This window comes from Providencia sp. PROV236 (assembly GCF_033676985.1).
In the GTDB taxonomy this organism is placed as follows: domain Bacteria; phylum Pseudomonadota; class Gammaproteobacteria; order Enterobacterales; family Enterobacteriaceae; genus Providencia; species Providencia manganoxydans.
Window position 1 is genome coordinate 3,366,758 of record NZ_CP096297.1, and the last position, 23,309, is coordinate 3,390,066.

General features: G+C 43.4%; 21 protein-coding genes, 3 tRNA genes and 2 other RNA genes. 1 reads left to right on the top strand and 25 read right to left on the bottom strand.

The genetic code is table 11. From position 1 onward, the window contains the following. Positions 1-84: 84 nt before the first annotated feature. Positions 85-957 (top strand): aminoglycoside 6-adenylyltransferase, encoded by an 873-nt coding sequence (locus M1E96_RS15485; RefSeq protein ID WP_337979542.1) that lies wholly within the window; start codon positions 85-87, stop codon positions 955-957. Positions 958-1,045: 88 nt separating this feature from the next. Here the strand turns inward: M1E96_RS15485 and phoC are convergent, their stop codons facing one another. The 25 genes from phoC to sdhC all read right to left on the bottom strand — a co-directional run bounded on the left by phoC (position 1,046) and on the right by sdhC (position 23,005). Continuing rightward, on the bottom strand, positions 1,046-1,792 hold the full coding sequence (gene phoC / locus M1E96_RS15490) for an acid phosphatase PhoC (RefSeq protein ID WP_070925021.1): 747 nt from the start codon (positions 1,790-1,792) through the stop codon (positions 1,046-1,048). Between the two features lie 384 nt (positions 1,793-2,176). After that, positions 2,177-2,304: non-coding RNA, RtT sRNA (locus tag M1E96_RS15495), on the bottom strand. Positions 2,305-2,347: 43 nt separating this feature from the next. Next, positions 2,348-2,475, bottom strand: a non-coding RNA gene (locus M1E96_RS15500) — RtT sRNA. Positions 2,476-2,518: 43 nt separating this feature from the next. Further along, positions 2,519-2,594 (bottom strand) — tRNA-Lys (locus M1E96_RS15505). Positions 2,595-2,754: 160 nt separating this feature from the next. Next, positions 2,755-2,830: transfer RNA gene (locus M1E96_RS15510), tRNA-Lys, on the bottom strand. 158 nt (positions 2,831-2,988) lie between these two features. Next, positions 2,989-3,064: transfer RNA gene (locus tag M1E96_RS15515), tRNA-Lys, on the bottom strand. A gap of 349 nt (positions 3,065-3,413) precedes the next feature. Further along, positions 3,414-4,190 (bottom strand): cell division protein CpoB, encoded by a 777-nt coding sequence (gene cpoB, locus M1E96_RS15520; RefSeq protein ID WP_070925022.1) that lies wholly within the window; start codon positions 4,188-4,190, stop codon positions 3,414-3,416. 22 nt (positions 4,191-4,212) lie between these two features. Beyond that, a complete protein-coding gene (pal, locus tag M1E96_RS15525; RefSeq protein ID WP_070925023.1) occupies positions 4,213-4,710 on the bottom strand; it encodes a peptidoglycan-associated lipoprotein Pal in 498 nt (165 codons plus the stop codon). 42 nt (positions 4,711-4,752) lie between these two features. After that, positions 4,753-6,045 (bottom strand): Tol-Pal system beta propeller repeat protein TolB, encoded by a 1,293-nt coding sequence (tolB, locus tag M1E96_RS15530; RefSeq protein ID WP_070925024.1) that lies wholly within the window; start codon positions 6,043-6,045, stop codon positions 4,753-4,755. Positions 6,046-6,184: 139 nt separating this feature from the next. Continuing rightward, the gene (tolA, locus tag M1E96_RS15535; protein ID WP_140187558.1) at positions 6,185-7,303 is read right to left on the bottom strand and encodes a cell envelope integrity protein TolA; all 1,119 of its coding nucleotides are present in this window, start codon (positions 7,301-7,303) and stop codon (positions 6,185-6,187) included. A gap of 37 nt (positions 7,304-7,340) precedes the next feature. Further along, positions 7,341-7,763 (bottom strand): colicin uptake protein TolR, encoded by a 423-nt coding sequence (gene tolR / locus M1E96_RS15540; protein WP_070925026.1) that lies wholly within the window; start codon positions 7,761-7,763, stop codon positions 7,341-7,343. 17 nt (positions 7,764-7,780) lie between these two features. Then, positions 7,781-8,464, bottom strand: a complete 684-nt coding sequence (gene tolQ / locus M1E96_RS15545; RefSeq protein ID WP_070925027.1) for a Tol-Pal system protein TolQ — start codon at positions 8,462-8,464, stop codon at positions 7,781-7,783. Continuing rightward, the gene (gene ybgC / locus M1E96_RS15550) at positions 8,461-8,865 is read right to left on the bottom strand and encodes a tol-pal system-associated acyl-CoA thioesterase (protein WP_175442436.1); all 405 of its coding nucleotides are present in this window, start codon (positions 8,863-8,865) and stop codon (positions 8,461-8,463) included. Before ybgC ends, tolQ begins: the two co-directional genes overlap by 4 nt. A 126-nt stretch (positions 8,866-8,991) precedes the next feature. Next, on the bottom strand, positions 8,992-9,279 hold the full coding sequence (gene ybgE, locus M1E96_RS15555; RefSeq protein ID WP_070925029.1) for a cyd operon protein YbgE: 288 nt from the start codon (positions 9,277-9,279) through the stop codon (positions 8,992-8,994). 6 nt (positions 9,280-9,285) lie between these two features. After that, the gene (cydX, locus tag M1E96_RS15560) at positions 9,286-9,399 is read right to left on the bottom strand and encodes a cytochrome bd-I oxidase subunit CydX (RefSeq protein ID WP_008912071.1); all 114 of its coding nucleotides are present in this window, start codon (positions 9,397-9,399) and stop codon (positions 9,286-9,288) included. A 12-nt stretch (positions 9,400-9,411) separates the two neighbouring features. After that, entirely contained in the window at positions 9,412-10,551 is a 1,140-nt protein-coding gene (gene cydB / locus M1E96_RS15565) for a cytochrome d ubiquinol oxidase subunit II (RefSeq protein WP_070925030.1), read from the bottom strand. 14 nt (positions 10,552-10,565) lie between these two features. After that, a complete protein-coding gene (gene cydA / locus M1E96_RS15570) occupies positions 10,566-12,134 on the bottom strand; it encodes a cytochrome ubiquinol oxidase subunit I (protein WP_070925031.1) in 1,569 nt (522 codons plus the stop codon). Between the two features lie 1,105 nt (positions 12,135-13,239). After that, on the bottom strand, positions 13,240-14,112 hold the full coding sequence (gene sucD / locus M1E96_RS15575; protein ID WP_070925032.1) for a succinate--CoA ligase subunit alpha: 873 nt from the start codon (positions 14,110-14,112) through the stop codon (positions 13,240-13,242). Beyond that, positions 14,112-15,278 (bottom strand): ADP-forming succinate--CoA ligase subunit beta, encoded by a 1,167-nt coding sequence (gene sucC, locus M1E96_RS15580; protein ID WP_070925033.1) that lies wholly within the window; start codon positions 15,276-15,278, stop codon positions 14,112-14,114. Before sucC ends, sucD begins: the two co-directional genes overlap by 1 nt. Before the next feature lie 133 nt (positions 15,279-15,411). Further along, a complete protein-coding gene (gene odhB / locus M1E96_RS15585) occupies positions 15,412-16,629 on the bottom strand; it encodes a 2-oxoglutarate dehydrogenase complex dihydrolipoyllysine-residue succinyltransferase (protein WP_272581330.1) in 1,218 nt (405 codons plus the stop codon). Between the two features lie 14 nt (positions 16,630-16,643). Continuing rightward, a complete protein-coding gene (gene sucA / locus M1E96_RS15590) occupies positions 16,644-19,451 on the bottom strand; it encodes a 2-oxoglutarate dehydrogenase E1 component (protein WP_140182903.1) in 2,808 nt (935 codons plus the stop codon). A 307-nt stretch (positions 19,452-19,758) separates the two neighbouring features. After that, on the bottom strand, positions 19,759-20,475 hold the full coding sequence (locus tag M1E96_RS15595) for a succinate dehydrogenase iron-sulfur subunit (protein WP_070925035.1): 717 nt from the start codon (positions 20,473-20,475) through the stop codon (positions 19,759-19,761). Positions 20,476-20,510: 35 nt separating this feature from the next. After that, the gene (gene sdhA, locus M1E96_RS15600) at positions 20,511-22,277 is read right to left on the bottom strand and encodes a succinate dehydrogenase flavoprotein subunit (protein ID WP_140182902.1); all 1,767 of its coding nucleotides are present in this window, start codon (positions 22,275-22,277) and stop codon (positions 20,511-20,513) included. Then, positions 22,278-22,622 (bottom strand): succinate dehydrogenase membrane anchor subunit, encoded by a 345-nt coding sequence (gene sdhD / locus M1E96_RS15605; RefSeq protein ID WP_070925036.1) that lies wholly within the window; start codon positions 22,620-22,622, stop codon positions 22,278-22,280. Continuing rightward, positions 22,616-23,005, bottom strand: coding sequence for a succinate dehydrogenase cytochrome b556 subunit (sdhC, locus tag M1E96_RS15610; RefSeq protein ID WP_140182901.1), 390 nt, complete (start codon positions 23,003-23,005; stop codon positions 22,616-22,618). Before sdhC ends, sdhD begins: the two co-directional genes overlap by 7 nt. Positions 23,006-23,309 lie beyond the last annotated feature (304 nt).

Genomic DNA, 23,309 nt, shown 5'->3' on the forward strand with positions numbered 1-23,309 from the left:
TAAGAATAATAATTATTGTGTTTCTTCGCATTTTTCTCACTTTACAGGTATCTTAGCCATACTCATATATCTGATAGGTTAGTTATGGAATCCCCCGCAGCTTTAATAAATAAAATAATTTCAATTTCTTTACTCGACCCTCGAATTGAGGCCGTAATATTAACCGGCTCAAGAGGAAGAGAACGGCATATCGATCATTATTCTGATATTGATATTGAATTAATCGGTTTAGGTGTAACAGATCTTTTTCACGATCAGCGATGGATCAATCAATTCGGTCATCCCCTTGTTGCCTTACATCTTATTAATGGCGGTATTGGTGAGCCTGAATCGCCAACCTGTTTGGTCATTTATGAGCAAGGAAGAAAAGTCGATTTCACCTTTGCGGAACCTTGTCGACTACAGAAAATGCAACAATATGGGCTTGATGATACCTATGCACGGGGATACACCATTTTACTTGATAAAACAGGTATTACTGAAAAACTACCAAACGGTTTTATACTGCCCTCTTTAAAACAACTCAGCGAACAGCAATTCACTTTTATTGCAAAAGAATTCTGGTATGAAGCACATCAAGTTGCAATTGCGTTATTACGTAATGAAATGTGGAGTGCTTGGTCAAGAGACGCAGATATGAAAAAAGCACTGCTGACCATGACAGAATGTTTAGTTTCAACTAAACAAGGCAAGCAGCAAGATGTCTGGTATAACGGAAAAAACTATCAAACATGGATGCCGGAAACCATAACACAATCCATGGAAACCTTATTTGATTATCGTAATGCACAAACCGCAGCGACAGCCTTACATTCACTCATGACATGTTTTGATAAAGTAACCTCAGAACTAGCCCGACAGCTTAATTACCCTATCGATCCCTTAATGAATATTCGCATGCAAGAATTAGTGATTGGTTTGTTGCAAGATAGGGAACTATTGCCAGAAGGAATTTGATAGACCTTCCATAGTAGCGAATTAACATAATATTAACAATAAAAATCGCTCTGTTAAAATTAAATAGCAGAGCGATTTTTTATAATGGCTATTTTTTCAGTTTCGCAAATTCGTCTTTAGCTTTTTGTAACTGCTTTTGGAATTCAGGGTTCGAGTGCAAGGTAGCTACCGCTGAAGAGGCGACAATACGCGCCGCATCAACGTCACTTTGCCAATGGTAACCACAAATTACTCTACTTTGACCTAATTCATAACCACGTTTTAATATATTATCTTGATTTTCAGGGTTAATTTCTGCAAGTACTAATGCAGACGCCCAACCAATTGAAGTATGGCCCGATGGGTATGAACCATTTTTAGACAGTTTTTCCTGATCTTTAGTATTACATGTTGCCACACCATAAAAAGCGAATGGGCGGATACGCATGTATTTTTCTTTTGCGGAACGAGTCGCCAAGTCACCTGCATCCTCAATCATATTCGTCAGCAGTTTATGAATTTCGGGAGCGTCTTTTTCAGTAATTGGATAACCAAATGCTTCAGAGAATGCATTAGCTACCCCTCCAGCAGCAAGATCAGCATCCGCAGCAGCTTGTTTACCTCTTTCTGTATTTCTGAGCATACGACCTTTTTCATACATCGCTTGGTCATTTAAAAATAAAATACTACCCACTTCTGGCGGTGGTGGTAGCAACGCCAAGCTGTCTATTGCTTGTGAGTTCTTTAAATAGTACAAGTCAGGTTTCGTTGTGACATCGTTTCCAGCGGGGATCGCTGCAAATGTACTAGTCGAAATAAATGCCCCTGCACATAAAACCGCAAGTAATTTTTTCATCCGTTAATCCTTTGTTATTTTTACCGCAGAATAAAATAACTTATATTTTACAATGTGATCGGTTATTAATGCTTTATTTAGACTAGTCTAAATAAGTATTCAATTCCTTGAGTCAGCTCTCAAAAACAAGGGGGAAATACGTGAATTATCCGTTTATAGAACGGTTTTTTTGAGTGGCTAAAGGGATGCGGTGAATAGTGATTAATTAGTATAAAAGAAGGATTAGGGTTGGATTAAAGCATCATTTGTACACACGGGTCGTTACGCGAGCGCAACGCTGTCTCGCTCCGCTCGGCTCGAACCTGAACGCAGCTTCTCACCCGCACTCTATGTGCGCTATGCAAGGATCTTTTTTTGGAGTTAAGGGAAGTGAATTACTTTAGATGGTGGGTCGTGCAGGATGACTCGGCCTACGGCCTCGCCCTTCGGGTCGTTGCGCAAGCGCAACGCTGTCTCGCTCCACTCGGCTCGAACCTGAACGCAGCTTCTCACCCGCACTCTATGTGCGCTATGCAAGGATCTTTTTTGGAGTTAAGGGAAGTGAATTACTTTAGATGGTGGGTCGTGCAGGATGACTCGGCCTACGGCCTCGCCCTTCGGGTCGTTGCGCAAGCGCAACGCTGTCTCGCTCCACTCGGCTCGAACCTGAACGCAGCTTCTCACCCGCACTCTATGTGCGCTATGCAAGGATCTTTTTTGGAGTTAAGGGAAGTGAATTACTTTAGATGGTGGGTCGTGCAGGATTCGAACCTGCGACCAATTGATTAAAAGTCAACTGCTCTACCGACTGAGCTAACGACCCATCTTAGAATTGTAATACTAAAAAACAGCTTGGCGTACATACAGGATTTAAGCCTTTCGGACTTACCCTTACGGGTCGAACCTGCAACCATCTTATAAAACTCAATAATCTACCGATTGAGCTAACGCCCCATCTGATATAACTGATTTTATGTTTTAGATGGTGGGTCGTGCAGGATTCGAACCTGCGACCAATTGATTAAAAGTCAACTGCTCTACCGACTGAGCTAACGACCCATCTTAAAATTTTAAAGCTAAAAACGGCTTGGTGTACATGCAGGATTTAAGCCCTTCGGACTTACCCTTACAGGTCGAACCTGCACCATCTTGTAAAACTCAATAATCTACCAACCGAGCTAATGCCCCATCTGGCATAACTGATTTTGTGTTTTAGATGGTGGGTCGTGCAGGATTCGAACCTGCGACCAATTGATTAAAAGTCAACTGCTCTACCGACTGAGCTAACGACCCATCTTAAAATTTTAAAGCTAAAAACGGCTTGGTGTACATGCAGGATTTAAGTCCTTCGGACTTACCTTTACGGGTCGAACCTGCAACCATCTTGTAAAACTCAATAATCTACCGAATGAGCTAACGACCCATCCTAAAATTTTAAAGCTAACAACACGTCTTAAAATTAAAACTTACTTCTTAATTTGTTTACACGATAAATAAAACATTCAATTCACGCGTCAACGGCGGCTTATAATACTGATTTCTGACGATGGTGCAATGATTTTTTTGAAAAAAACGACTGAATGCACACTAATCATACGGTTAACCCCGAAATATCCGGCAATAACTTCTTCGGGGTTAACAATTAAAGTGAGCTTAGCTTTTTCTCAGCCAGTTTTGCACCTGAACTATTAGGGTATTGCTTCAATACCTGTTGGTAGACCGCTTTCGCTTTATCCTTTTGCCCTTTATCTTGCATGATAAGGCCAACTTTATATAAAGCCTCACTGCTTTTTTGGGATTTAGGATACTCTTTAACTACTGTCGCAAAGTAGAATGCTGCATCGTCTTTGCTACCTTTGTTGTAGTTAAGCTGCCCTAACCAATAGTTAGCATTGGATTGATAGCTGGATTTTGGATAGCTTTTAATAAAGCTTTGCAATGCACCGATAGCCTCATCGATTTGCGCTTTCGACTTACTATTCATCGCAAGCGCAACTGCTGCATTATAATCTTCCTTTTCACCGCCGCCAGAAGCAGCTGGGGCTGTTGGAGTATCTGATGATGAGGATGAATTAGACGCAGCTGCTGAGTCTGGTGATGCTGTAGAACCGCCACTTACCTGATCTAACTGCATATACAAATCTTTTTGACGCTCAACCACTTGATTCAGTTTGTATTCACTTTCCTGAATTTGTCCACGCAATGTATCAATATCACGCTGGTTATCTGCGAGCTGCTGTTGGATTTGATATAAGATCTGGCCTTGAGAATTAACCGCTGTCTCAAGCTGACTTAGGCGATCACCGGATGAACCGGATCCGACATTAATGATTGGCGCTTGGGCAATAGCGGCCCAAGGAGCCGCTACGCCAACCAATAACGACAGACCTACAAGTAGATGTCTGAAGTTACTGTTCATAAGAGATAATTTCGCTTATCTATTAGTATGCAATGACTGCACGACGGTTTTTCGCGTAATCAGCTTCTGTGTGACCTAACACAGCTGGTTTTTCTTTACCGTAAGAAACCAGAGAAACTTGATCACCTGCTACACCTTTGCTTTGCAGATACATTTTAACTGCGTTAGCACGACGCTCGCCCAGCGCGATGTTATATTCTGGAGTACCGCGCTCATCCGCGTGACCTTCAACAACAACTTTAACAGATGGGTTGTTGCGCAGGAACGCTGCGTGTGCATCTAACATATCAGCGTATTCTGGAGAAACGCTGTATTTATCGAAACCGAAGTATACGATATTGTTATTTTGCAGTTCTTGCATTTGCTGACGTGCCAGCTCTTCCGCAGACAGACCTGTGTTAGTTTGGTTCATAGAAGAATCCGTACCATCTTGGTCATTGTTTTTGTTAGAGCTACAAGCTGCGACAGCCATGATTGGTAATGCGATCATCAGCCCTTTAAGCACTTTATTCAGTTGCATCGTTTTGATCCTTAATAGTTTGCCACACATTATTATTATGCATCACAGATACGGAGACCATGCAGGAAATTTAACCTGTCCATCGGTCGCCGGAAGACGCGCTTTGAAACGCCCGTCGGTCGAAACTAGCTGCAATATAGTCCCCAAGCCTTGAGAGGAGCTATAAATTACCATAGTGCCGTTAGGTGCGATACTCGGCGTTTCATCTAGAAACGTTTTCGTTAAATATTCAACGTTACCCGTTGCCAGATCCTGTTTGGCGACATGCTGCTGACCGCCACCGGAGCTGACCATTACAATGAAAGATCCATCCGGGCTAACATCAGCGTCCTGATTTTGTGTACCTTCCCAAGTCACACGTTCAGGGCTACCACCATTAATATTAATTTTATAAATTTGCGGGCGACCCGCTTGGTCCGAAGTATAGACCAAAGTTTGACTGTCTGGCATCCAGCTAGGCTCTGTATTATTGCTACGGCCATCCGTCACTTGACGGATTTGACCACTTGCTAAGTCCATAACATAGAGGTTTAAACTACCTGTTTTTGACAGAGCAAAGGCAAGCTTAGTGCCATCTGGAGAAAACGCGGGGGCACCATTGTGACGAGGGAATGATGCCACCTGACGAACAGCTCCACTTGATAGAGTCTGGATCACCAGTGCTGAACTGCCACTTTCAAACGTAACATACGCCAAGCGCTCACCATCAGGAGACCAAGTTGGCGACATTAAAGGCTCTGGTGAGCGGTGAACCGTAAATTGGTTATAACCGTCATAATCAGAGACACGTAATTCATAAGGGTACTGACCACCTTTATTTGTTACAACATAGGCGATACGTGTACGGAATGCGCCACGAATACCCGTCAGCTTCTCAAAAACTTCATCACTGGCAGTATGCGCTGCATAACGTAACCACTCTTTAGTCACTTTAAATTGGTTTTGAGATAAAACAGTACCTGGGCTACCGGCAACATCAACCAATTGATAACTAACAATATAGCTACCATCGGCTGCGGGTTGAACCTGACCGACAACAACGGCATTAATACCGAGAGCAGTCCAAGCTTCAGGAGTGACTTCAGAAGCGGTACCCGGTTGTTGTGGCATACGACTTGGCTCAATAGGGTTAAATTTACCGCTATTGCGTAAGTCCGCACCAACAATCTGCCCGATTTCTTGTGGAGGCGTACCAGAGCCAGACCATTTAAAAGGCACCACGCCTATTGGTTGAGCACTATTCACACCTTCCGTGATTTCAATACGGATTTCAGCCTGAGCAACAGTTGCCCATAGCATTAGGAACCCGAGAACTACTTTAAAAGCCTGCTTCATCCTGATCTCCCTTACTGTGGTATTCACCACCACAATAATTCGCTGAATTTTAACAAAGGTATACTAACAAAACTAGATATCTCAGAAACTATTTATGCTATAGCCGCCATAATTTCAATACAGACAGCTCTGACTTATCCTATTTAGGGTTAAATATAATCGTACTGCCTTGTTTTTTAAACGCTTCATACACATCAGCTGGTGGCTTTGGTAATTTAGACAATTTAGCTGCGCGGATTGCTGCATCACAGAGCGCAGGGTCATTTGCCGGATTACCATTAGGTGTAATACTGATTAAGAAACCATCTGATGCGATTTTGAACTGTAGTTCGCACGTTCTTCCGCGGTATGTACTTGAATCATAAAATCGACTTTCGACAGCCGCTTTCACTTTTCCAGCATAGTTATCCACATCCGCATTCGAGGCACCTGACTTCTTACCACCACCTTGACCAGCGGCAGCGGCGCCACCTTGTTTGCTAGGTCCTGATGCGGTTAAATCGCCAAGTAAATCATCAACAGAGGAGGCACTCTTCGCCGCTTCTGCTTTTTCTTTAGCTGCTTTGGCTTTTGCTTCTTTTTCCGCTTTTGCTTTAGCTTCTTTTTCAGCCTTCGCTTTGGCTGCTTTATCGGCTTTTTCTTTAGCTTCTTTTTCCGCTTTCGCTTTCGCATCTGCTTCAGCTTTCGCCTTTGCCTCAGCTGCTGCTTTAGCCTTTACTGCCTCAGCTTGTTTTTTCGCTTCTGCTTCTGCTTTTTCTTTTGCAGCTGCTTGTTCTTTAATCAGTTTTTCTTTTTCCGCTTTTGCTTTCGCAGCCGCTTCTTCCGCTATTTTTTGCTCTTCTTTGGCTTTCTTAGCGGCTTCTGCTGCTTGTTTTTGTTGCTGCTCAGCTTGCTTTTGTTGCTCTTGAGCATCGCGTTCGCTTTGGATACGCTCTTGCTCAAGTTGTTGCAGCCGTTTTTGCTCCTGCTCTTGTTTTTCCCTTAACTCAGCTTCCTGCTTTTGTTCTTTCTCTTTACGTTCTTTAGCTGCTTGTTTAGCGCTGGTTTCTTGTTGTTGCATTTGGTTATATTGCTCAACAACCGCACCAGGGTCGACCATCACCGCATCGATGACAGTCCCCTCTTCCCCTCCGCCGCCAAGTTTGACAACGGATACTAAGGAACCAATTATAATTAGGCCAATCAATAAAACGTGCAGTGCAACTGACGTTAATAAAGAGCGCCTTAAATTATCTTTTTTCTCTTTTGTCTTTCCCACAACTGGTTTCCAAAAAAAGAATCGTTACTTACTCAAACTACATGGGTTGAGTCATTAAGCCGACAGATTTTATCCCTGCTTGATGCAAAATATTCAGTGCCTTAATTACTTCATCATAAGGAACTTCTTTTGCACCACCGATGAGAAAAATTGCTTTAGGATTTTTCTCTAGTTGGGATTTGGCCTCCGCAGCAATTTGTTCTGGTGGCAGCAAGTCTAAACGCTCGCCATCAATTAACATATTGTATTGGCCGACACCCGCAACTTCTAAAATAATCGGTGGATTATCGCTGGATGATACTGTTTGTGTATCGGTGGCATCCGGTAGATCAACTTCCACACTTTGCGAGATAATCGGTGCTGTCGCCATAAAAATAAGCAACAATACCAGCAACACATCCAGCAATGGGACGATATTGATTTCGGATTTCAGCTCACGTCTGCGACTATTGCGCGCCATTCGCTTATCTCCCCGTATTATTTCTTGTCAGCTGAGAATGCTTGGCGATGTAAAATAGCCAAAAACTCTTCCATAAAGTTGTCATAGCTCTGCTCTAATTTGTTAACACGCAAATTCAAGCGGTTATAAGCCATAACAGCAGGGATCGCTGCAAACAAACCAATCGCTGTTGCAATCAATGCTTCAGCGATACCAGGAGCCACCATTTGCAATGTTGCTTGCTTAACCGCACCTAACGCGATAAAAGCATGCATAATCCCCCATACAGTACCAAACAAACCAATATATGGGCTAATAGACCCTACTGTACCTAAAAATGGGATATGTGCTTCAGCGGATTCTAACTCACGATTCATTGAAATACGCATCGCACGAGCAGCACCAGTTACGACTGCATCGGGTGCATGAATATTAGCCTGATGTAGACGAACAAACTCTTTAAATCCTGAATGAAAAATTTGCTCAGCCCCCGTTAATGAATCACGGCGAGCTTGGCTCTCTTTATATAAACGCGATAATTCAATACCCGACCAAAACTTATCTTCAAAGGCTTCTGCTTCTCGAGTGGCTGCATTGAGAATTTTGGTTCTTTGAATAATGATGGCCCATGAAGCAATAGAAAAGCCGATCAAAACGAACATAATGATCTGAACCAATAGGCTCGCTTTTAGGAATAAATCCAGGATATTCATGTCAGTCACTGTTTAAACTCCGCGACAATAGACTTAGGAAGCGCTGTTGGCTTCATTTTTGATGTGTCCACACAAGCTATCAGGGCCGTAGCCCCACAAAGCAGGTTACCTTGTGAATCAACCAACCTTTGTTGAAAGGTTAAAGAGGCACGTTTCATATCAACGATTTGTGTCTCAATTTCCAATAAATCATCCAGCCGAGCCGCTCTCACAAAATCAGTTGTCATACTTCGTACAACAAATCCGATATTCTCAGCCAGTAAGCTTTGTTGATTGATACCTTTATCCCGTAGCATTTCGGTCCTAGCTCGTTCAAAAAATGCCAAATAACGTGCATGATAAACCACTCCGCCCGCATCAGTATCTTCATAATAGACGCGAACAGGCCAACGAAATAACATAACAACCACCCCAATCCTAGGTTAAATTAATTAACCGTGCCACTATACTCAAGACGATGCCGCTTTGGAATGACTTGGGGGTAAAGTTATCAAAAAAAAATTATGGATCCGTAGATCCATAATCGACATTTTGGATTAACTGAAGACTTTTACCAGTCCCCAGATAAGAATGATGGCTGCGGGTAATGGGTGGAAAACTGTGCGCCAAATCAATTTATTAGGACGAAAACCGACCCCAAAAATCATTGCACTACACGTCGCCCAAATCAGCAATAACCCTTGCCAGATTAGGAAAGAACTGGTTTTTGCAGCGAATTGGGTTGGATCCCACATCACGCTCCCTGCAATCACCAAAGCTAATATAAGGATAAGGAACCGAATCGGTCCCTTATCCAATAGCTGATAGCATTTATCCACCAGCATTACTTATTACTCGCCATCTTTCGCAGCGGCTTTATCTTCCGCATGTTCTAACGCAAGAGCTGCAATCACTGCAAAACTACAAGCTAACAGCGTGCCGAGGATCCAGGCAAAATACCACATATGTTATGCTCCTTAATACAGTGAATGCTTGTTGCCTTCAATGAAGTTTTTGTCCAAACGGCCGAACATTTTGTAGTAACACCACGCGGTGTAAGCCAGTACTATTGGAACAAAAATGATAGCAACAACAGTCATAACTTGCAGAGTAAACAGGCTAGATGTTGCATCCCACATAGTCAAACTTGCGTTTGGCATGATGCTTGAAGGCATGATGAATGGGAACATTGCAACACCACAAGTTAAAATGATACAAGCAATAGTCAGCGATGAACTAACGAATGCCAGCGCATTTTTATCAGCCTTGCTAAATAGCATAGTCAGCAGAGGTAAAACTACACCCAGAGCTGGTAGAGCCCACAACGCAGGGTAGTTATTAAAGTTAGTTAACCATGCACCAGAAGCCATTTCGACTGTTTTGTTCAACGGATTTGATACGCTTAATGTATCGATAGTTGAAGTCACAACGTAGCCATCAATGCCCATAACTAACCATGCACCAGCCCCTGCGAATGCAATCAACGTCAGCAATGCCGTAACATAGGTTGCTTTACGGACACGCAGATGTAGCTCACCAGTCGTACGCATTTGCAAGTAAGTTGCACCTTGGGTCACAATCATCATCAAGCTAACCACACCCGCTAATAAGCCGTATGGGTTTAGCAGACCAAACAGGTTACCTGTATAAGTCAGATATTGTTGGTTATCAATTTGGAATGGAACGCCTAATAATAGGTTACCAAACGCAACACCGATAACTAGCGGTGGTACGAAGCCACCAATAAACAAACCCCAGTCCCACATGTTACGCCATTTTGGATTCTCCAGCTTAGAACGGTAGTCAAAACCGACTGGGCGGAAGAACAGTGCTGCAAGCACTAAAATCATTGCAACATAGAAACCTGAGAAAGCTGCGGCATAGACTTGCGGCCATGCTGCAAACATCGCACCACCTGCGGTGATCAACCAAACTTGGTTACCATCCCAGTGCGGTGCAACTGCGTTAATCATGATACGGCGATCAGTATCTGTTTTACCTAAGATAGGTAATAAGAAGCCGACGCCCATGTCAAAACCATCTGTGACAGCAAAACCAATCAGCAGTACGCCAATTAGGATCCACCACACAAATCGAAGAACTTCATAATCAAACATAAGTGGACTCCTGTTTACTGAACGTCTTGTGCAGAGCTGTTTTTCTGTTCAAAGTGGTAGCGGCCAGTTTTCAGGCTACTAGGCCCTTTGCGCGCAAATTTGAACATCAAGAACAATTCAGCAATTAAGAACAGCGTATACAGACCACAGATCAAGACTAAAGAGAAAATCAGATCATGGGTTGTCAAGTTTGAGTGTGCAACTGAGACAGGGAGAACCTCACCGATTGCCCATGGCTGACGACCATATTCTGCAACAAACCAACCTGATTCAATAGCAATCCATGGTAATGGAATACCAAACAGTGCAGTACGCAGTAACCATTTGTTTTGACCGATACGATTACGCACAACAGACAGGAAGGATAGACCAATAATCAGCAGCAGTAAGAAACCAACACCGACCATGATACGGAATGCCCAGAACAATGGACCCACGTTCGGGATACTGTCTTTAACTGCTTTTTGGATTTGTGCTTCTGTTGCATCAACAACATTTGGTGCATATTGTTTCAGCAGTAAGCCATAACCCAAGTCTTTTTTGTTAATTTCAAAAGATTTACGCAGTTCAGGATCTTTATTACCTGCCAGAAGCTCTTGTAGCTCACCGTAAGCAATCATACCATTACGGATACGTACTTCATGTTGCTTCATCAGGTCTTTCAAACCAAGAACAGGTGTATCGACTGAACGTGTTGCAATGATACCCATTGCCCACGGAATCGAAATCGCAAATTTATTTTCTTGTTTTTCCGTATCAGGCCAAGCAATCAAGTTAAACGCCGCAGGTGGTGCATGCGTTTCCCACTCAGCTTCTACCGCAGCCAGTTTAGTTTTCTGCACGTCACCCATTTCGTAACCTGATTCATCACCAAGAACGATAACAGACAGTACAGCGGCAATACCAAAACTTGCAGCGATCGCGAATGAGCGCTTAGCAAATGCAAGGTCACGACCTTTAAGCATATAGTAAGAACTGATACCCAATACAAACATTGCACCAGTACAGTAGCCCGCAGCAACGGTATGAACGAATTTAACTTGTGCAACTGGGTTCAGGACTAGCTCAGAGAAGCTAACCATTTCCATACGCATAGTTTCAAAGTTAAAATCTGCTGCAATTGGGTTCTGCATCCAGCCGTTTGCTACGAGGATCCACAATGCAGAGAAGTTAGAACCTAAAGCCACTAACCAAGTCACCGCAAGGTGCTGAGTTTTGCTTAAACGATCCCAACCAAAGAAGAATAAACCAACAAAGGTAGATTCGAGGAAGAATGCCATCAGACCTTCGATTGCAAGAGGCGCACCGAAGATATCCCCAACGTAGTGGGCATAGTAAGACCAGTTAGTACCGAATTGGAACTCCATGGTCAAACCTGTAGCAACACCCAGAGCAAAGTTAATACCAAATAACTTGCCCCAGAACTTAGTCATATCTTTATAAATTTGCTTACCAGACAGCACATATACCGTTTCCATGATCGCAAGCAAAAACGCCATACCTAGCGTTAATGGTACGAATAGGAAGTGATACATCGCAGTTAAGGCAAACTGTAATCGTGACAGTTCGACAATATCAAACATCTTGACTCCTTGCTCCTAGCAGGAAGACACCGACTTGCGGCAACCCAGCTTCCAGTAAAATTAAAGAAAGCCTCTTAACTACCAGCAAAAAATGCCTCAAAACAACAAATAATTAACAAAATCAAAAACTCTAACGACACTATAATAATAGTACGCTTATCTTCACATACAATAAACTTCTTTTGCGTGATTCAGATTTGAATTCTGAATATATATCAATAATTATACCTCATAATAGAAAAATGAGTATTTGATCGGGCACCAATTTAAGCAATTTAGAAAAATAATGCTAGTACTAATGAATTGATTTAAGTCAATTTTTTGACTATTGTTAAGCGATTATCTTTATCATCAATTAATAGTTATTTAATTGTTAAATGGCTGTTATTGATAATAGTACATATATTCTTATTTTTCTAAACGACTACCTAAAAAAATTAACTTTTGATTTTTAGACTCAGAAAAAGATAATTTTATTTCTAATATTAGCCTATTTGATTTTTATTATGAATTTTATTAATTTTCCAATTAAGCTACAACACGTGGTTATATATGATTAATTGATGAGAACTAACAAACTTATTATTAGATAATAGACATTGGCTAGCATAATGTCATTTATATGGTTAAAAAATCACCATTTAAATCTAAATAGATAGCAATAAAAGACACAGATTGCTGCTTCTCTTCGATGGATAATATCGACCTTGATTTAAGGAGAGTCGTAACACCGTCACCAGCGGCTCTAGACGAGCTTATGTCACTAATGCATGCGCAGCCTTAATGCCTTTAGCTATTGATATTGAATGCTTTATTTATCAACCTGAAAATAAAACATTTCACCAGTGCATTTGTTAATAGATACACATCAGTAAGCGGTTTACCGCCCCGTAATTGATAATAACACTGTGACTGCCTACCGCCGAACGAGCTGAGAAATTGAATACATACAGATGACTAACTATCAAAATCCCCCGCTAATGGCTTCGTCATTTATCTTGAAGAACGATTATCTCACTAGCCCTTAATAAAAAATGAGCATTAAAAAGGCTCGCAAACCAATTAGTTTGCGAGCCCAATAACAAAATAATTTAAATGACTAAAATTATTTAGCTAACAGTGATTTAACCGCATCACCGATGTCTGCTAAGCTACGTACTGTTTTCACACCAGCAGCTTCTAAAGCAGCGAATTTCTCATCCGCGGTACCTTTACCACCCGCGATAATTGCACCTGCGTGCCCCATGCGCTTACCTTTAGGTGCAGTAACACCCGCAATGTAACCAACAACAGGCTTAGTCACATGTTCTTTGATATATGCTGCGGCTTCTTCTTCCGCATTACCACCGATTTCACCGATCATAACAATCGCTTCAGTCTGTGGATCTTCTTGGAACATTTTCAGGATATCAATGAAGTTTGATCCTGGGATTGGGTCACCACCAATACCAACACAGGTTGATTGGCCAAGGCCTGCATCCGTAGTTTGTTTAACCGCTTCATACGTCAATGTACCTGAACGTGAAACGATACCAACTTTACCCGGCATATGGATATGGCCTGGTTGGATACCGATTTTGCACTCGCCTGGAGTGATAACACCCGGGCAGTTTGGACCGATCATGCGAACGCCAGCTTCATCTAATTTAACTTTAACCGTCAGCATATCCAGTGTTGGGATGCCTTCAGTGATAGTAATGATCAGCTTGATACCTGCATCAATCGCTTCCAGAATCGAATCTTTACAGAATGGCGCGGGTACATAGATAACCGATGCTGTTGCACCAGTCGCTTCTACGGCTTCACGAACAGTGTTAAATACTGGCAGACCTAAGTGAGTTGTACCACCTTTACCCGGTGTCACACCACCAACCATTTTTGTACCATAAGCGATCGCTTGTTCAGAGTGGAAAGTACCTTGACCACCAGTGAAACCTTGGCAAATTACTTTAGTGTTTTTATCGATTAAAATAGACATTATTTAGCCTCCGCCGCTGCTACTGCTTTCTTAGCTGCATCTGTCAGGCTATTTGCCGCGATAATATTCAAGCCGCTATCTGCCAGTTTTTTCGCACCTAACTCTGCATTGTTACCTTCTAAACGAACCACTACTGGTACATTTACGCCTACTTCTTCTACTGCACCAATGATGCCGTCTGCAATCAGGTCACAGCGAACGATACCACCAAAAATGTTAACAAAAACGGCTTTAACACTCTTATCGGACAGGATAATTTTAAATGCTTCAGTTACACGCTCTTTAGTTGCACCGCCACCTACGTCAAGGAAGTTAGCTGGAGCACCACCATGCAGTTTAACAATGTCCATGGTTCCCATTGCCAGACCTGCACCGTTAACCATACAACCGATGTTGCCATCAAGTGCAACATAGTTCAGTTCCCATTGTGCAGCTTGTGCTTCACGCGCATCTTCTTGAGATGGATCATGCATTTCACGCATTTCTGCTTGACGGTATAGAGCGTTGCTATCAACACCTAATTTACCATCTAAACACACTAGGTCGCCTTCAGTATTGATCACTAATGGGTTAACTTCGATCAGAGCAAGGTCGCGCTCTAAGAACATAGTCGCTAAGCCCATAAAGATTTTCGCGAATTGGCTAACTTGTTTACCTGATAGACCTAATTTGAACGCTAACTCACGGCCTTGATAAGGCATAGGACCAGTCAGTGGATCGATAACCGCTTTGTGGATCAGTTCTGGCGTTTCCTCAGCAACTTTCTCGATCTCAACACCACCTTCTGTTGACGCCATAAATACAACACGACGTGTACCACGGTCAACAACCGCGCCTAAATACAGTTCTTTAGCAATATCGGTCGCATTTTCAACTAAGATTTGGTTGACTGGCTGACCATTCGCATCTGTTTGGTAAGTCACTAAGTTGTGGCCTAACCATTTCTCTGCGAATGCTTTGATATCATTGATATCATTTGTCACTTTTACGCCGCCAGCTTTACCACGTCCACCTGCGTGAACTTGGCACTTAACAACCCATGGGCCGTTACCGATTTTTTTCGCTGCTTCTACAGCTTCTGCTGCTGATGTACAGGCATAACCCGTTGGTGCTGGCAAACCATAGCGTGTAAAAAGCTGTTTTGCCTGATACTCGTGTAAATTCATGATGTTCTATCCATAATTGAGTCTGAAGAGGCGATTATTCGCCTCCTGCAATTGTTACTGATTTAGCAGCCGGCAAAACCGACTGCATCGGTTACTTCAGACCGGGTAGGTGTTCCCCTACCCTGTTATGTAGCTATACGTCCAGCAGTAAACGAGTTGGATCTTCCAGCATATCTTTAATGGCAACTAAGAAGCCAACTGACTCACTACCATCGATCAGGCGGTGGTCATAAGATAATGCAAGGTACATCATTGGAAGAATTTCAACCTTACCGTTAACCGCCATTGGGCGATCTTTGATAGCATGCATACCTAAGATTGCGCTTTGTGGTGGGTTAATGATAGGGGTAGACATTAGAGAACCGAACACACCACCGTTAGTGATAGTGAAGTTACCGCCACTTAAGTCTTCAACGGTTAATTTACCGTCACGACCTTTGACTGCCAGTTCTTTAATTTTCTTCTCAATATCAGCCATGCTCATTGCATCAACATCACGCAGAACTGGCGTTACCAGACCACGAGGTGTCGATACTGCAATGCTGATGTCGAAATAGTTATGGTAAACAACATCAGTACCATCAATTGATGCGTTAACTTCTGGGTAACGTTTTAGCGCTTCAACCGCAGCTTTTACATAGAAAGACATAAAGCCTAAACGTACACCATGGCGTTTTTCAAACACTTCGCCGTATTGCTTACGCAGATCTTTAATTGGCTGCATGTTAACTTCATTAAATGTGGTTAACATCGCAGTGCTGTTTTTCGCTTCCAGCAGACGCTCAGCAATACGTTTACGTAAGCGCGTCATTGGTACGCGTTTTTCACTGCGGTGTGCCAATGGTGCTTGTGGCTCAGCAGCAGGTGTTGCAGCTTTCGCAGCAGGAGCTGCTTTGCCAGTAGCTAAATGTTTTTCAACATCTTCGCGAGTCAAACGACCACCAACACCCGTTCCTTTGATGTCAGCTGGGTTCAAGTCGTGCTCAGCAACTAAACGGCGGATTGCTGGAGACAGAGCATCATTGCTCTCTTCTTCCAAGCTGGCTGTTTGGCGCTGCGCTGGAGTTGCTTCTTGTGAAGCTTTAACTTCCACAGGAATACCCGTGCTATCACCTAAACGAATGCGGCCAAGCAGTTGTTTAGAAAGCACAGTTGCACCTTCATCTTCAACGATAGCTTCTAACACACCCGCTTCACTTGCAGGCACTTCTAAAACGACTTTATCTGTTTCAATTTCAACCAGCACTTCGTCACGTTCAACGCTATCACCTGGTTTTTTATGCCATGTGGCAACCGTAGCATCTGCAACGGATTCAGGAAGATCGGGAACAAGAATTTCTACGCTACTCATTTTCTATCCTTTAATTATTCAATGTTCAAAGCGTCATTTACCAGAGCTTGTTGTTGCTCTTGGTGAACGGACGTGTATCCAACTGCTGGAGATGAAGAAGCAGCACGACCTGCATAACGTAAAGTTGCTCCTGTAGGGATCGCTTCACGGAAATTGTGTTGGCTGCAATACCAAGCGCCTTGATTCAATGGCTCTTCTTGACACCATACGAAATCTTTAACGTGCGCATATGGTAAGAACGCTTGCTGAATATCTTCATGTGGGAACGGATATAGCTGCTCAATACGTACGATAGCGACATCAGTTTGTCCGTTCTTACGACGTTGTTCTAACAGATCGTAATAAACTTTACCGGAACACATAATGACGCGTTTCACATCTTTCGGATTGATTTCATCTATTTCACTGATTACTGTCTGGAACTTACCATTTGCCAGTTCATCCATACTTGAGACCGCTAATGGATGACGCAGTAATGATTTAGGTGACATTACAATCAGAGGACGACGCATACCACGCAGAGCCTGACGGCGCAGCATATGGTAAACCTGTGCTGGCGTGGATGGCACACACACTTGCATGTTTTGATCTGCGCACAGTTGTAGGTAACGCTCTAAACGTGCAGAGGAGTGCTCTGGACCTTGTCCTTCATAACCGTGTGGCAACAGCATCACTAGACCACACATACGACCCCATTTTTGCTCACCAGAGCTAATGAATTGGTCGATAACGACTTGTGCACAGTTTGCGAAGTCACCGAATTGAGCTTCCCAAATCGTCAGTGCACGTGGCTCTGTGGTTGCATAGCCATATTCAAATGCCAATACCGCGTTTTCAGTCAGAACAGAGTCCCAAACATTAAATACGCCTTGACCGTTATGGATATTTTGCAGAGGAACATAAACGGAACCATTGGTTTGGTTATGTACAACCGCATGGCGATGGAAGAAAGTACCACGGCCAGCATCTTCACCAGATAGACGAACAGGAATACCTTCATCAACTAGTGTTGCGTACGCCAATGTTTCTGCTGCGCCCCAATCCAGTAGTTTTTCACCTTTCGCCATTTCAGCACGGTCTGAGTAAATTTTCTCAACACGAGACTGAGTGACGACTTCAGCAGGGATAGTACTGGTTTTAACTGCTAGCTCTTGCAGACGCTTTGGATCGAAGGTGGATTTATACTCTTCGTTCCAATCATGATTTAGGTACGGTTCCCATGTATAGGAATGCAGACCCATTTCACGCCATTCTTCAACGACGCAATCACCTCGGTCTAACGCGTCACGGTACAAGTTAACCATTTCAGTCACTTCATCCGCTGTAACAACGCCTGCTTCAATTAAACGATCCGCATAGATTTTACGTGGTGTCGGATGTTTTTTGATTTTTTGATACATAATTGGCTGAGTTGCATTTGGCTCATCAGCTTCGTTATGACCATGTCGACGGTAGCACACGAGGTCAATCATCACATCGCGTTTAAACGTATTACGGAAATCAAGTGCTAAGCGAGTTACAAAAGCAACGGCTTCTGGATCATCCGCATTAACGTGGAAAATAGGTGCTTGAACCATTTTCACGATGTCGGTGCAGTACTCAGTTGAACGTGTATCTTTCGGGTTTGAAGTCGTAAAACCAATTTGGTTGTTAATGACGATACGCATGGTGCCGCCAACTTCATAACCACGAGCTTGAGACATGTTCAATGTTTCTTGAACAACACCTTGACCCGTTACTGCTGAGTCACCGTGAATAGTGATTGGTAGAACCATGTTGCTGCGACCTTCATCAAGGCGATCGCGGCGAGCACGTACTGAACCAATAACCACTGGGCTGACAATCTCAAGGTGAGATGGGTTAAATGCTAATGCTAAGTGAACACGCGAACCTGCGGTTTCGAAATCCGAAGAGAAACCTTGGTGATATTTAACGTCACCTGCACTTGAGTGGTCTTTGTGTTTGCCTGCGAACTCATCAAATAATTCAGCAGGTTTTTTACCTAAGATGTTAATTAAAACGTTAAGACGACCACGGTGAGCCATACCCAGTACGACTTCACGTGTATCTTGTTTGCCCGCATGGTGGATCAGATCTTTCAGCATTGGAATAAGTGAGTCACCACCTTCCAATGAGAAACGTTTTGCACCCGGGAATTTTGCGCCTAAATAACGCTCTAGCCCTTCTGCTGCGGTTAATTCAGCTAAGAAGCGACGTTTTTCTTCTTTCGAAAATTGCTCAGCAACATTCACTGATTCAAGGCGTTGTTGGATCCAACGTTTTTCCTCTGTATTCGTGATATGCATATATTCAGCACCAATTGAACCGCAATAAATGCGCTTCAGGGCATCGTATAGGTCGCTAAGTTTCATGGTTTCTTTGCCGATGGCAAAAGAACCCACGTTGAATGTCTCGTCGAAATCTTCTTTCGTTAAGTTATGGAACGCTGGATCTAAATCTGGAACAGATTCACGTTTCCATAAACCTAATGGATCAAGATTTGCGTTTTGATGTCCGCGGAAGCGGAATGCGTTAATCAATTGCAAAACTTTCACTTGTTTTGCATCGATAGCAGGGTCGCTAACAGAGGTATGATAACGAGTAGAGTCTTTCGCTAAGCGACGGAAATAATCGCGTGCTTGCGAGTGAAATTGCTCAGAGTTGGTGCCTGCACCAGGCAGTTGCTGAAAGATTTCTCTCCAGCCAGCATCAACAGAATTGGGGTCAGTTAGATAATCTTCATAGAGCTGTTCTATGTAAGTCTGGTTCGCGCCTGCCAGAAAGCTCGAATCCAGCCAGTCCTTCATTACGCCGTTCTGCATTGTGATCCCTTAAGCTTTTACAGCTTTAGTTTTCGCCGTGGTTAACTAATTGCCGCGTTTAAGCGGCCTCGATAAAGGTTCTTCTGGACGTGCTTTATGCATGTTCTCACTTTGGGTTTCCCTTTATCACTCCGGGCTCCCCTTCTAAGGAACCTTTAAAAACTGGCTGCGGTTTTTAAAGGTCCCTTGAGTCAGCTCGCGTCTTCATCTTTTTTTGCAGTTTGGCTTTTACTTTCACTTTTTTACTTTTGGATTTATTACTTTTCAACAGCCTGCGGCACATAAGTACCGCAGGTAAAAACCGGTTCTACGCGCTATGTTTTAGCAACATAGATTTAATATGACCGATAGCTTTCGTTGGATTTAGTCCTTTAGGGCATACATTGACACAATTCATGATGCTATGACAGCGGAAAACACTAAAAGCGTCGTTCAGATCATCTAATCGAGCGTCTGTTTCAGTATCTCTACTATCAATTAAGAATCGGTATGCAGCTAACAGACCTGCCGGACCAATAAATTTATCCGGATTCCACCAGAAAGATGGGCAAGACGTTGAGCAACAAGCACACAGAATACACTCATATAGACCATCAAGTTTTTCACGTTGTGCCGGCGACTGTAAATTCTCACGCGCAGGTGGATTCTTATTATCATTAATAAGATACGGACGAATTTTTTCGTACTGGGTGTAGAACTGAGTCATGTCAATGATCAGGTCACGCACAACCGGCAAACCAGGTAATGGACGAATAACAATTTTCTTCCCACTACGAGTTAAAGCCGACAGTGGCGTGATACACGCCAATCCGTTTTTACCATTCATATTAACGCCATCAGAACCACACACACCTTCACGGCATGAACGACGGAATGACAACGTAGGATCTTTCTCTTTCAATTGAATTAACGCATCAAGCAGCATCATGTCGCGCCCTTCAGGCACTTCAAGTGTGTAATCCTGCATACGCGGTGCGTTATCAACATCCGGATTATAGCGATAAATCGAAAATTCAAGTTTCATAGTTTATTTCTCCGCAACTGGATTAACACCACGCATTAATAAGTACGTACTTTCGGCGGGAAGGGCTCACGCAACTTAGGCTGCATGTTAACTTCACGACGAGTCATCGTTTCAGATTGCGGTAAATATAATGAGTGACACAGCCAGTTAGCATCGTCACGATCTGGATAGTCGAAACGGCTATGCGCACCGCGGCTTTCTGTACGGAAGTTCGCTGCTTGTGCTGTCGCATAAGCGGTTTCCATCAAGTTATCCAGTTCTAAACATTCAATACGTTGTGTGTTGAACTCAGTAGAGGTGTCATCAAGACGAGCATTTTTCAAACGCTCACGGATCACTTTCAACTCTTCCAAGCCTTTCGCCATCGCATCACCTTCACGGAATACAGAGAAGTTGTGTTGCATACAGCTTTGCAGCGCTTTACGAATTTCAACAGGATCTTCACCAGTGCGTGCATTTTCCCAGCGATTAAAGCGAGTCATAGCAGCATCGATGTCAGATTCAGAAGCATCGCGCATTGAACCTTGTTCCATTAGAGATTCTTTCAGATGGAGACCAGCAGAACGGCCGAATACCACAAGGTCAAGCAGTGAGTTACCACCAAGGCGGTTAGCACCATGTACAGATACACAAGCAATCTCACCAACAGCAAATAGACCTGGGATCACCTCGTCTTCGCCTTTTTCGTTATAGCGAATCGCTTGGCCTGTTACCTTAGTCGGGATCCCGCCCATCATGTAGTGACAAGTTGGGATGACTGGGATCGGCTCTTTAACTGGGTCAACGTGTGCGAAGGTACGAGATAATTCAAGAATACCCGGTAAACGAGACTCAAGAACTTCTTTACCTAAGTGATCCAGTTTCAGCTTAGCATGTGGGCCCCATGGACCATCACAACCACGACCTTCACGAATTTCGATCATAATTGAACGAGCCACCACGTCACGACCAGCAAGGTCTTTCGCGTTAGGTGCATAACGTTCCATGAAACGCTCGCCATCTTTGTTCAATAAATAACCACCTTCACCACGACAGCCTTCTGTAACCAGAACACCTGCACCTGCAATACCCGTTGGGTGGAATTGCCACATTTCCATATCTTGCAATGGAACACCAGCACGTACTGCCATACCAACACCATCACCGGTGTTGATGTGTGCGTTTGTGGTCGATTGATAGATACGGCCTGCACCACCTGTCGCTAAAATAGTTGCTTTAGCTTTGAAGTAAACGAGCTCGCCAGTTTCCATACAAATCGCAGTACAACCTACGATATCGCCATCTTGGTTCTTCACTAAATCAAGGGCATACCACTCAGAGAAAATGGTAGTATGGTTTTTTAGGTTTTGCTGATACAAAGTATGTAACAGTGCATGACCCGTACGGTCAGCCGCCGCCGCTGTACGTGCAGCTTGCTCACCACCAAAATTTTTCGATTGGCCACCAAATGGACGCTGATAGATCGTGCCATTATCCAAACGAGAGAATGGCAGTCCCATGTGTTCTAATTCAAGGATAGCTTCTGGACCCGTTTTACACATGTACTCGATAGCGTCTTGGTCACCGATATAGTCAGATCCTTTTACGGTGTCATACATGTGCCACTCCCAGTTATCTGGGTGTGTGTTACCAAGTGCAACAGTGATACCACCTTGCGCTGATACTGTATGAGAACGCGTTGGGAAAACTTTTGACAACAAGGCACAAGATAAACCAAGTTGTGAAATTTGCAGTGCAGCACGCATACCTGCGCCACCCGCACCGATAACGATAGCGTCAAATTCTCTTATTGGCAGATTCATTTATGCACCCCACACCACAATTGTTCCGTAAATTAAGTAAGCCAGCAGAGCAACAACAATCACCAGTTGCAGCACTAAACGTAGTGCGAGTGGCTTAACATAGTCTGTTAGTACTTGCCATAAACCAATCCAAGCATGTACTAAAATCGAGAACAACGTCAGGATGGTGAAGACTTTGGTCACGGAGGATGCGAAGAAACCACGCCATGTTTCATAGGTAATATCATTGATGGCAACAAAACCAACAAGGTACAACACGTAGAGTACGATAACGATCGCAGAGCCACGGATTAACAGCCAGTCCTGAATACCAGTACGGCCTAAAGCTGATGCATTACTTACCATACTAATACCCCCGCCAGGATCGCCAGAACGATTGTAATAACAAACGTGATTTTTGCAGATGAATTACCCGCTGCTAGCGTTTCATCAATACAGCCGAAATCCATTAACATATGACGAATACCACCACAGATGTGATATGCCAATGCAGTGAGGATCCCCCAAAGAATGAACTTAGCAAAAAAGCCAGTCATTATTTCAGATGCGTATTGAAAGCCTTCTGGAGAGGAGAGAGATGTCCCTAACAACCAAAGCAGGATACCGACTGCGATGAAAGTAATGACGCCAGAGACACGGTGCAAGATCGAAGAGATCGCAGTGATCGGGAAGTGGATCGTCTGCAAATCAAGGTTGACAGGTCTTTGTTTTTTCACAATTTTGCCCACACAGCTCTTTATTATTTTCCTTCCTCCGGACCTGGGGCGGAAACAGACAGCGACAGGGGTAGAAAATGCAACTTAAGCTAAACGTTAATCCATCATGTTCAAATAGAGTTGCATACTGATTACGCTGGAACTCCTACATCAGGGTAATCCGGAGACCTGCCGCCAAGTATAAAGTCTTCACATAGCTATTACAATTCCCACACAAAATGTTTGGAGACATTTAGCCCGAACAGTGAGAGGGATCACGATTTAAACATTTTGCATAAATGTGCTTATCTTATTTGACAATGATTCAACATTTATC

Bases quoted from the DNA above. Each gene is read 5' to 3' on its own strand.
- sdhD (WP_070925036.1), bottom strand. From the start codon at position 22,622: ATGGTAAGTAATGCATCAGCTTTAGGCCGTACTGGTATTCAGGACTGG.
- sucD (WP_070925032.1), bottom strand. From the start codon at position 14,112: ATGTCTATTTTAATCGATAAAAACACTAAAGTAATTTGCCAAGGTTTC.
- cydA (WP_070925031.1), bottom strand. From the start codon at position 12,134: ATGTTTGATATTGTCGAACTGTCACGATTACAGTTTGCCTTAACTGCG.
- tolB (WP_070925024.1), bottom strand. From the start codon at position 6,045: ATGAAGCAGGCTTTTAAAGTAGTTCTCGGGTTCCTAATGCTATGGGCA.
- tolR (WP_070925026.1), bottom strand. From the start codon at position 7,763: ATGGCGCGCAATAGTCGCAGACGTGAGCTGAAATCCGAAATCAATATC.
- M1E96_RS15485 (WP_337979542.1), top strand. From the start codon at position 85: ATGGAATCCCCCGCAGCTTTAATAAATAAAATAATTTCAATTTCTTTA.
- pal (WP_070925023.1), bottom strand. From the start codon at position 4,710: ATGCAACTGAATAAAGTGCTTAAAGGGCTGATGATCGCATTACCAATC.
- sucC (WP_070925033.1), bottom strand. From the start codon at position 15,278: ATGAATTTACACGAGTATCAGGCAAAACAGCTTTTTACACGCTATGGT.
- phoC (WP_070925021.1), bottom strand. From the start codon at position 1,792: ATGAAAAAATTACTTGCGGTTTTATGTGCAGGGGCATTTATTTCGACT.
- M1E96_RS15595 (WP_070925035.1), bottom strand. From the start codon at position 20,475: ATGAAACTTGAATTTTCGATTTATCGCTATAATCCGGATGTTGATAAC.
- sucA (WP_140182903.1), bottom strand. From the start codon at position 19,451: ATGCAGAACGGCGTAATGAAGGACTGGCTGGATTCGAGCTTTCTGGCA.
- ybgE (WP_070925029.1), bottom strand. From the start codon at position 9,279: ATGCTGGTGGATAAATGCTATCAGCTATTGGATAAGGGACCGATTCGG.
- cydB (WP_070925030.1), bottom strand. From the start codon at position 10,551: ATGTTTGATTATGAAGTTCTTCGATTTGTGTGGTGGATCCTAATTGGC.
- odhB (WP_272581330.1), bottom strand. From the start codon at position 16,629: ATGAGTAGCGTAGAAATTCTTGTTCCCGATCTTCCTGAATCCGTTGCA.
- cydX (WP_008912071.1), bottom strand. From the start codon at position 9,399: ATGTGGTATTTTGCCTGGATCCTCGGCACGCTGTTAGCTTGTAGTTTT.
- sdhA (WP_140182902.1), bottom strand. From the start codon at position 22,277: ATGAATCTGCCAATAAGAGAATTTGACGCTATCGTTATCGGTGCGGGT.
- cpoB (WP_070925022.1), bottom strand. From the start codon at position 4,190: ATGAACAGTAACTTCAGACATCTACTTGTAGGTCTGTCGTTATTGGTT.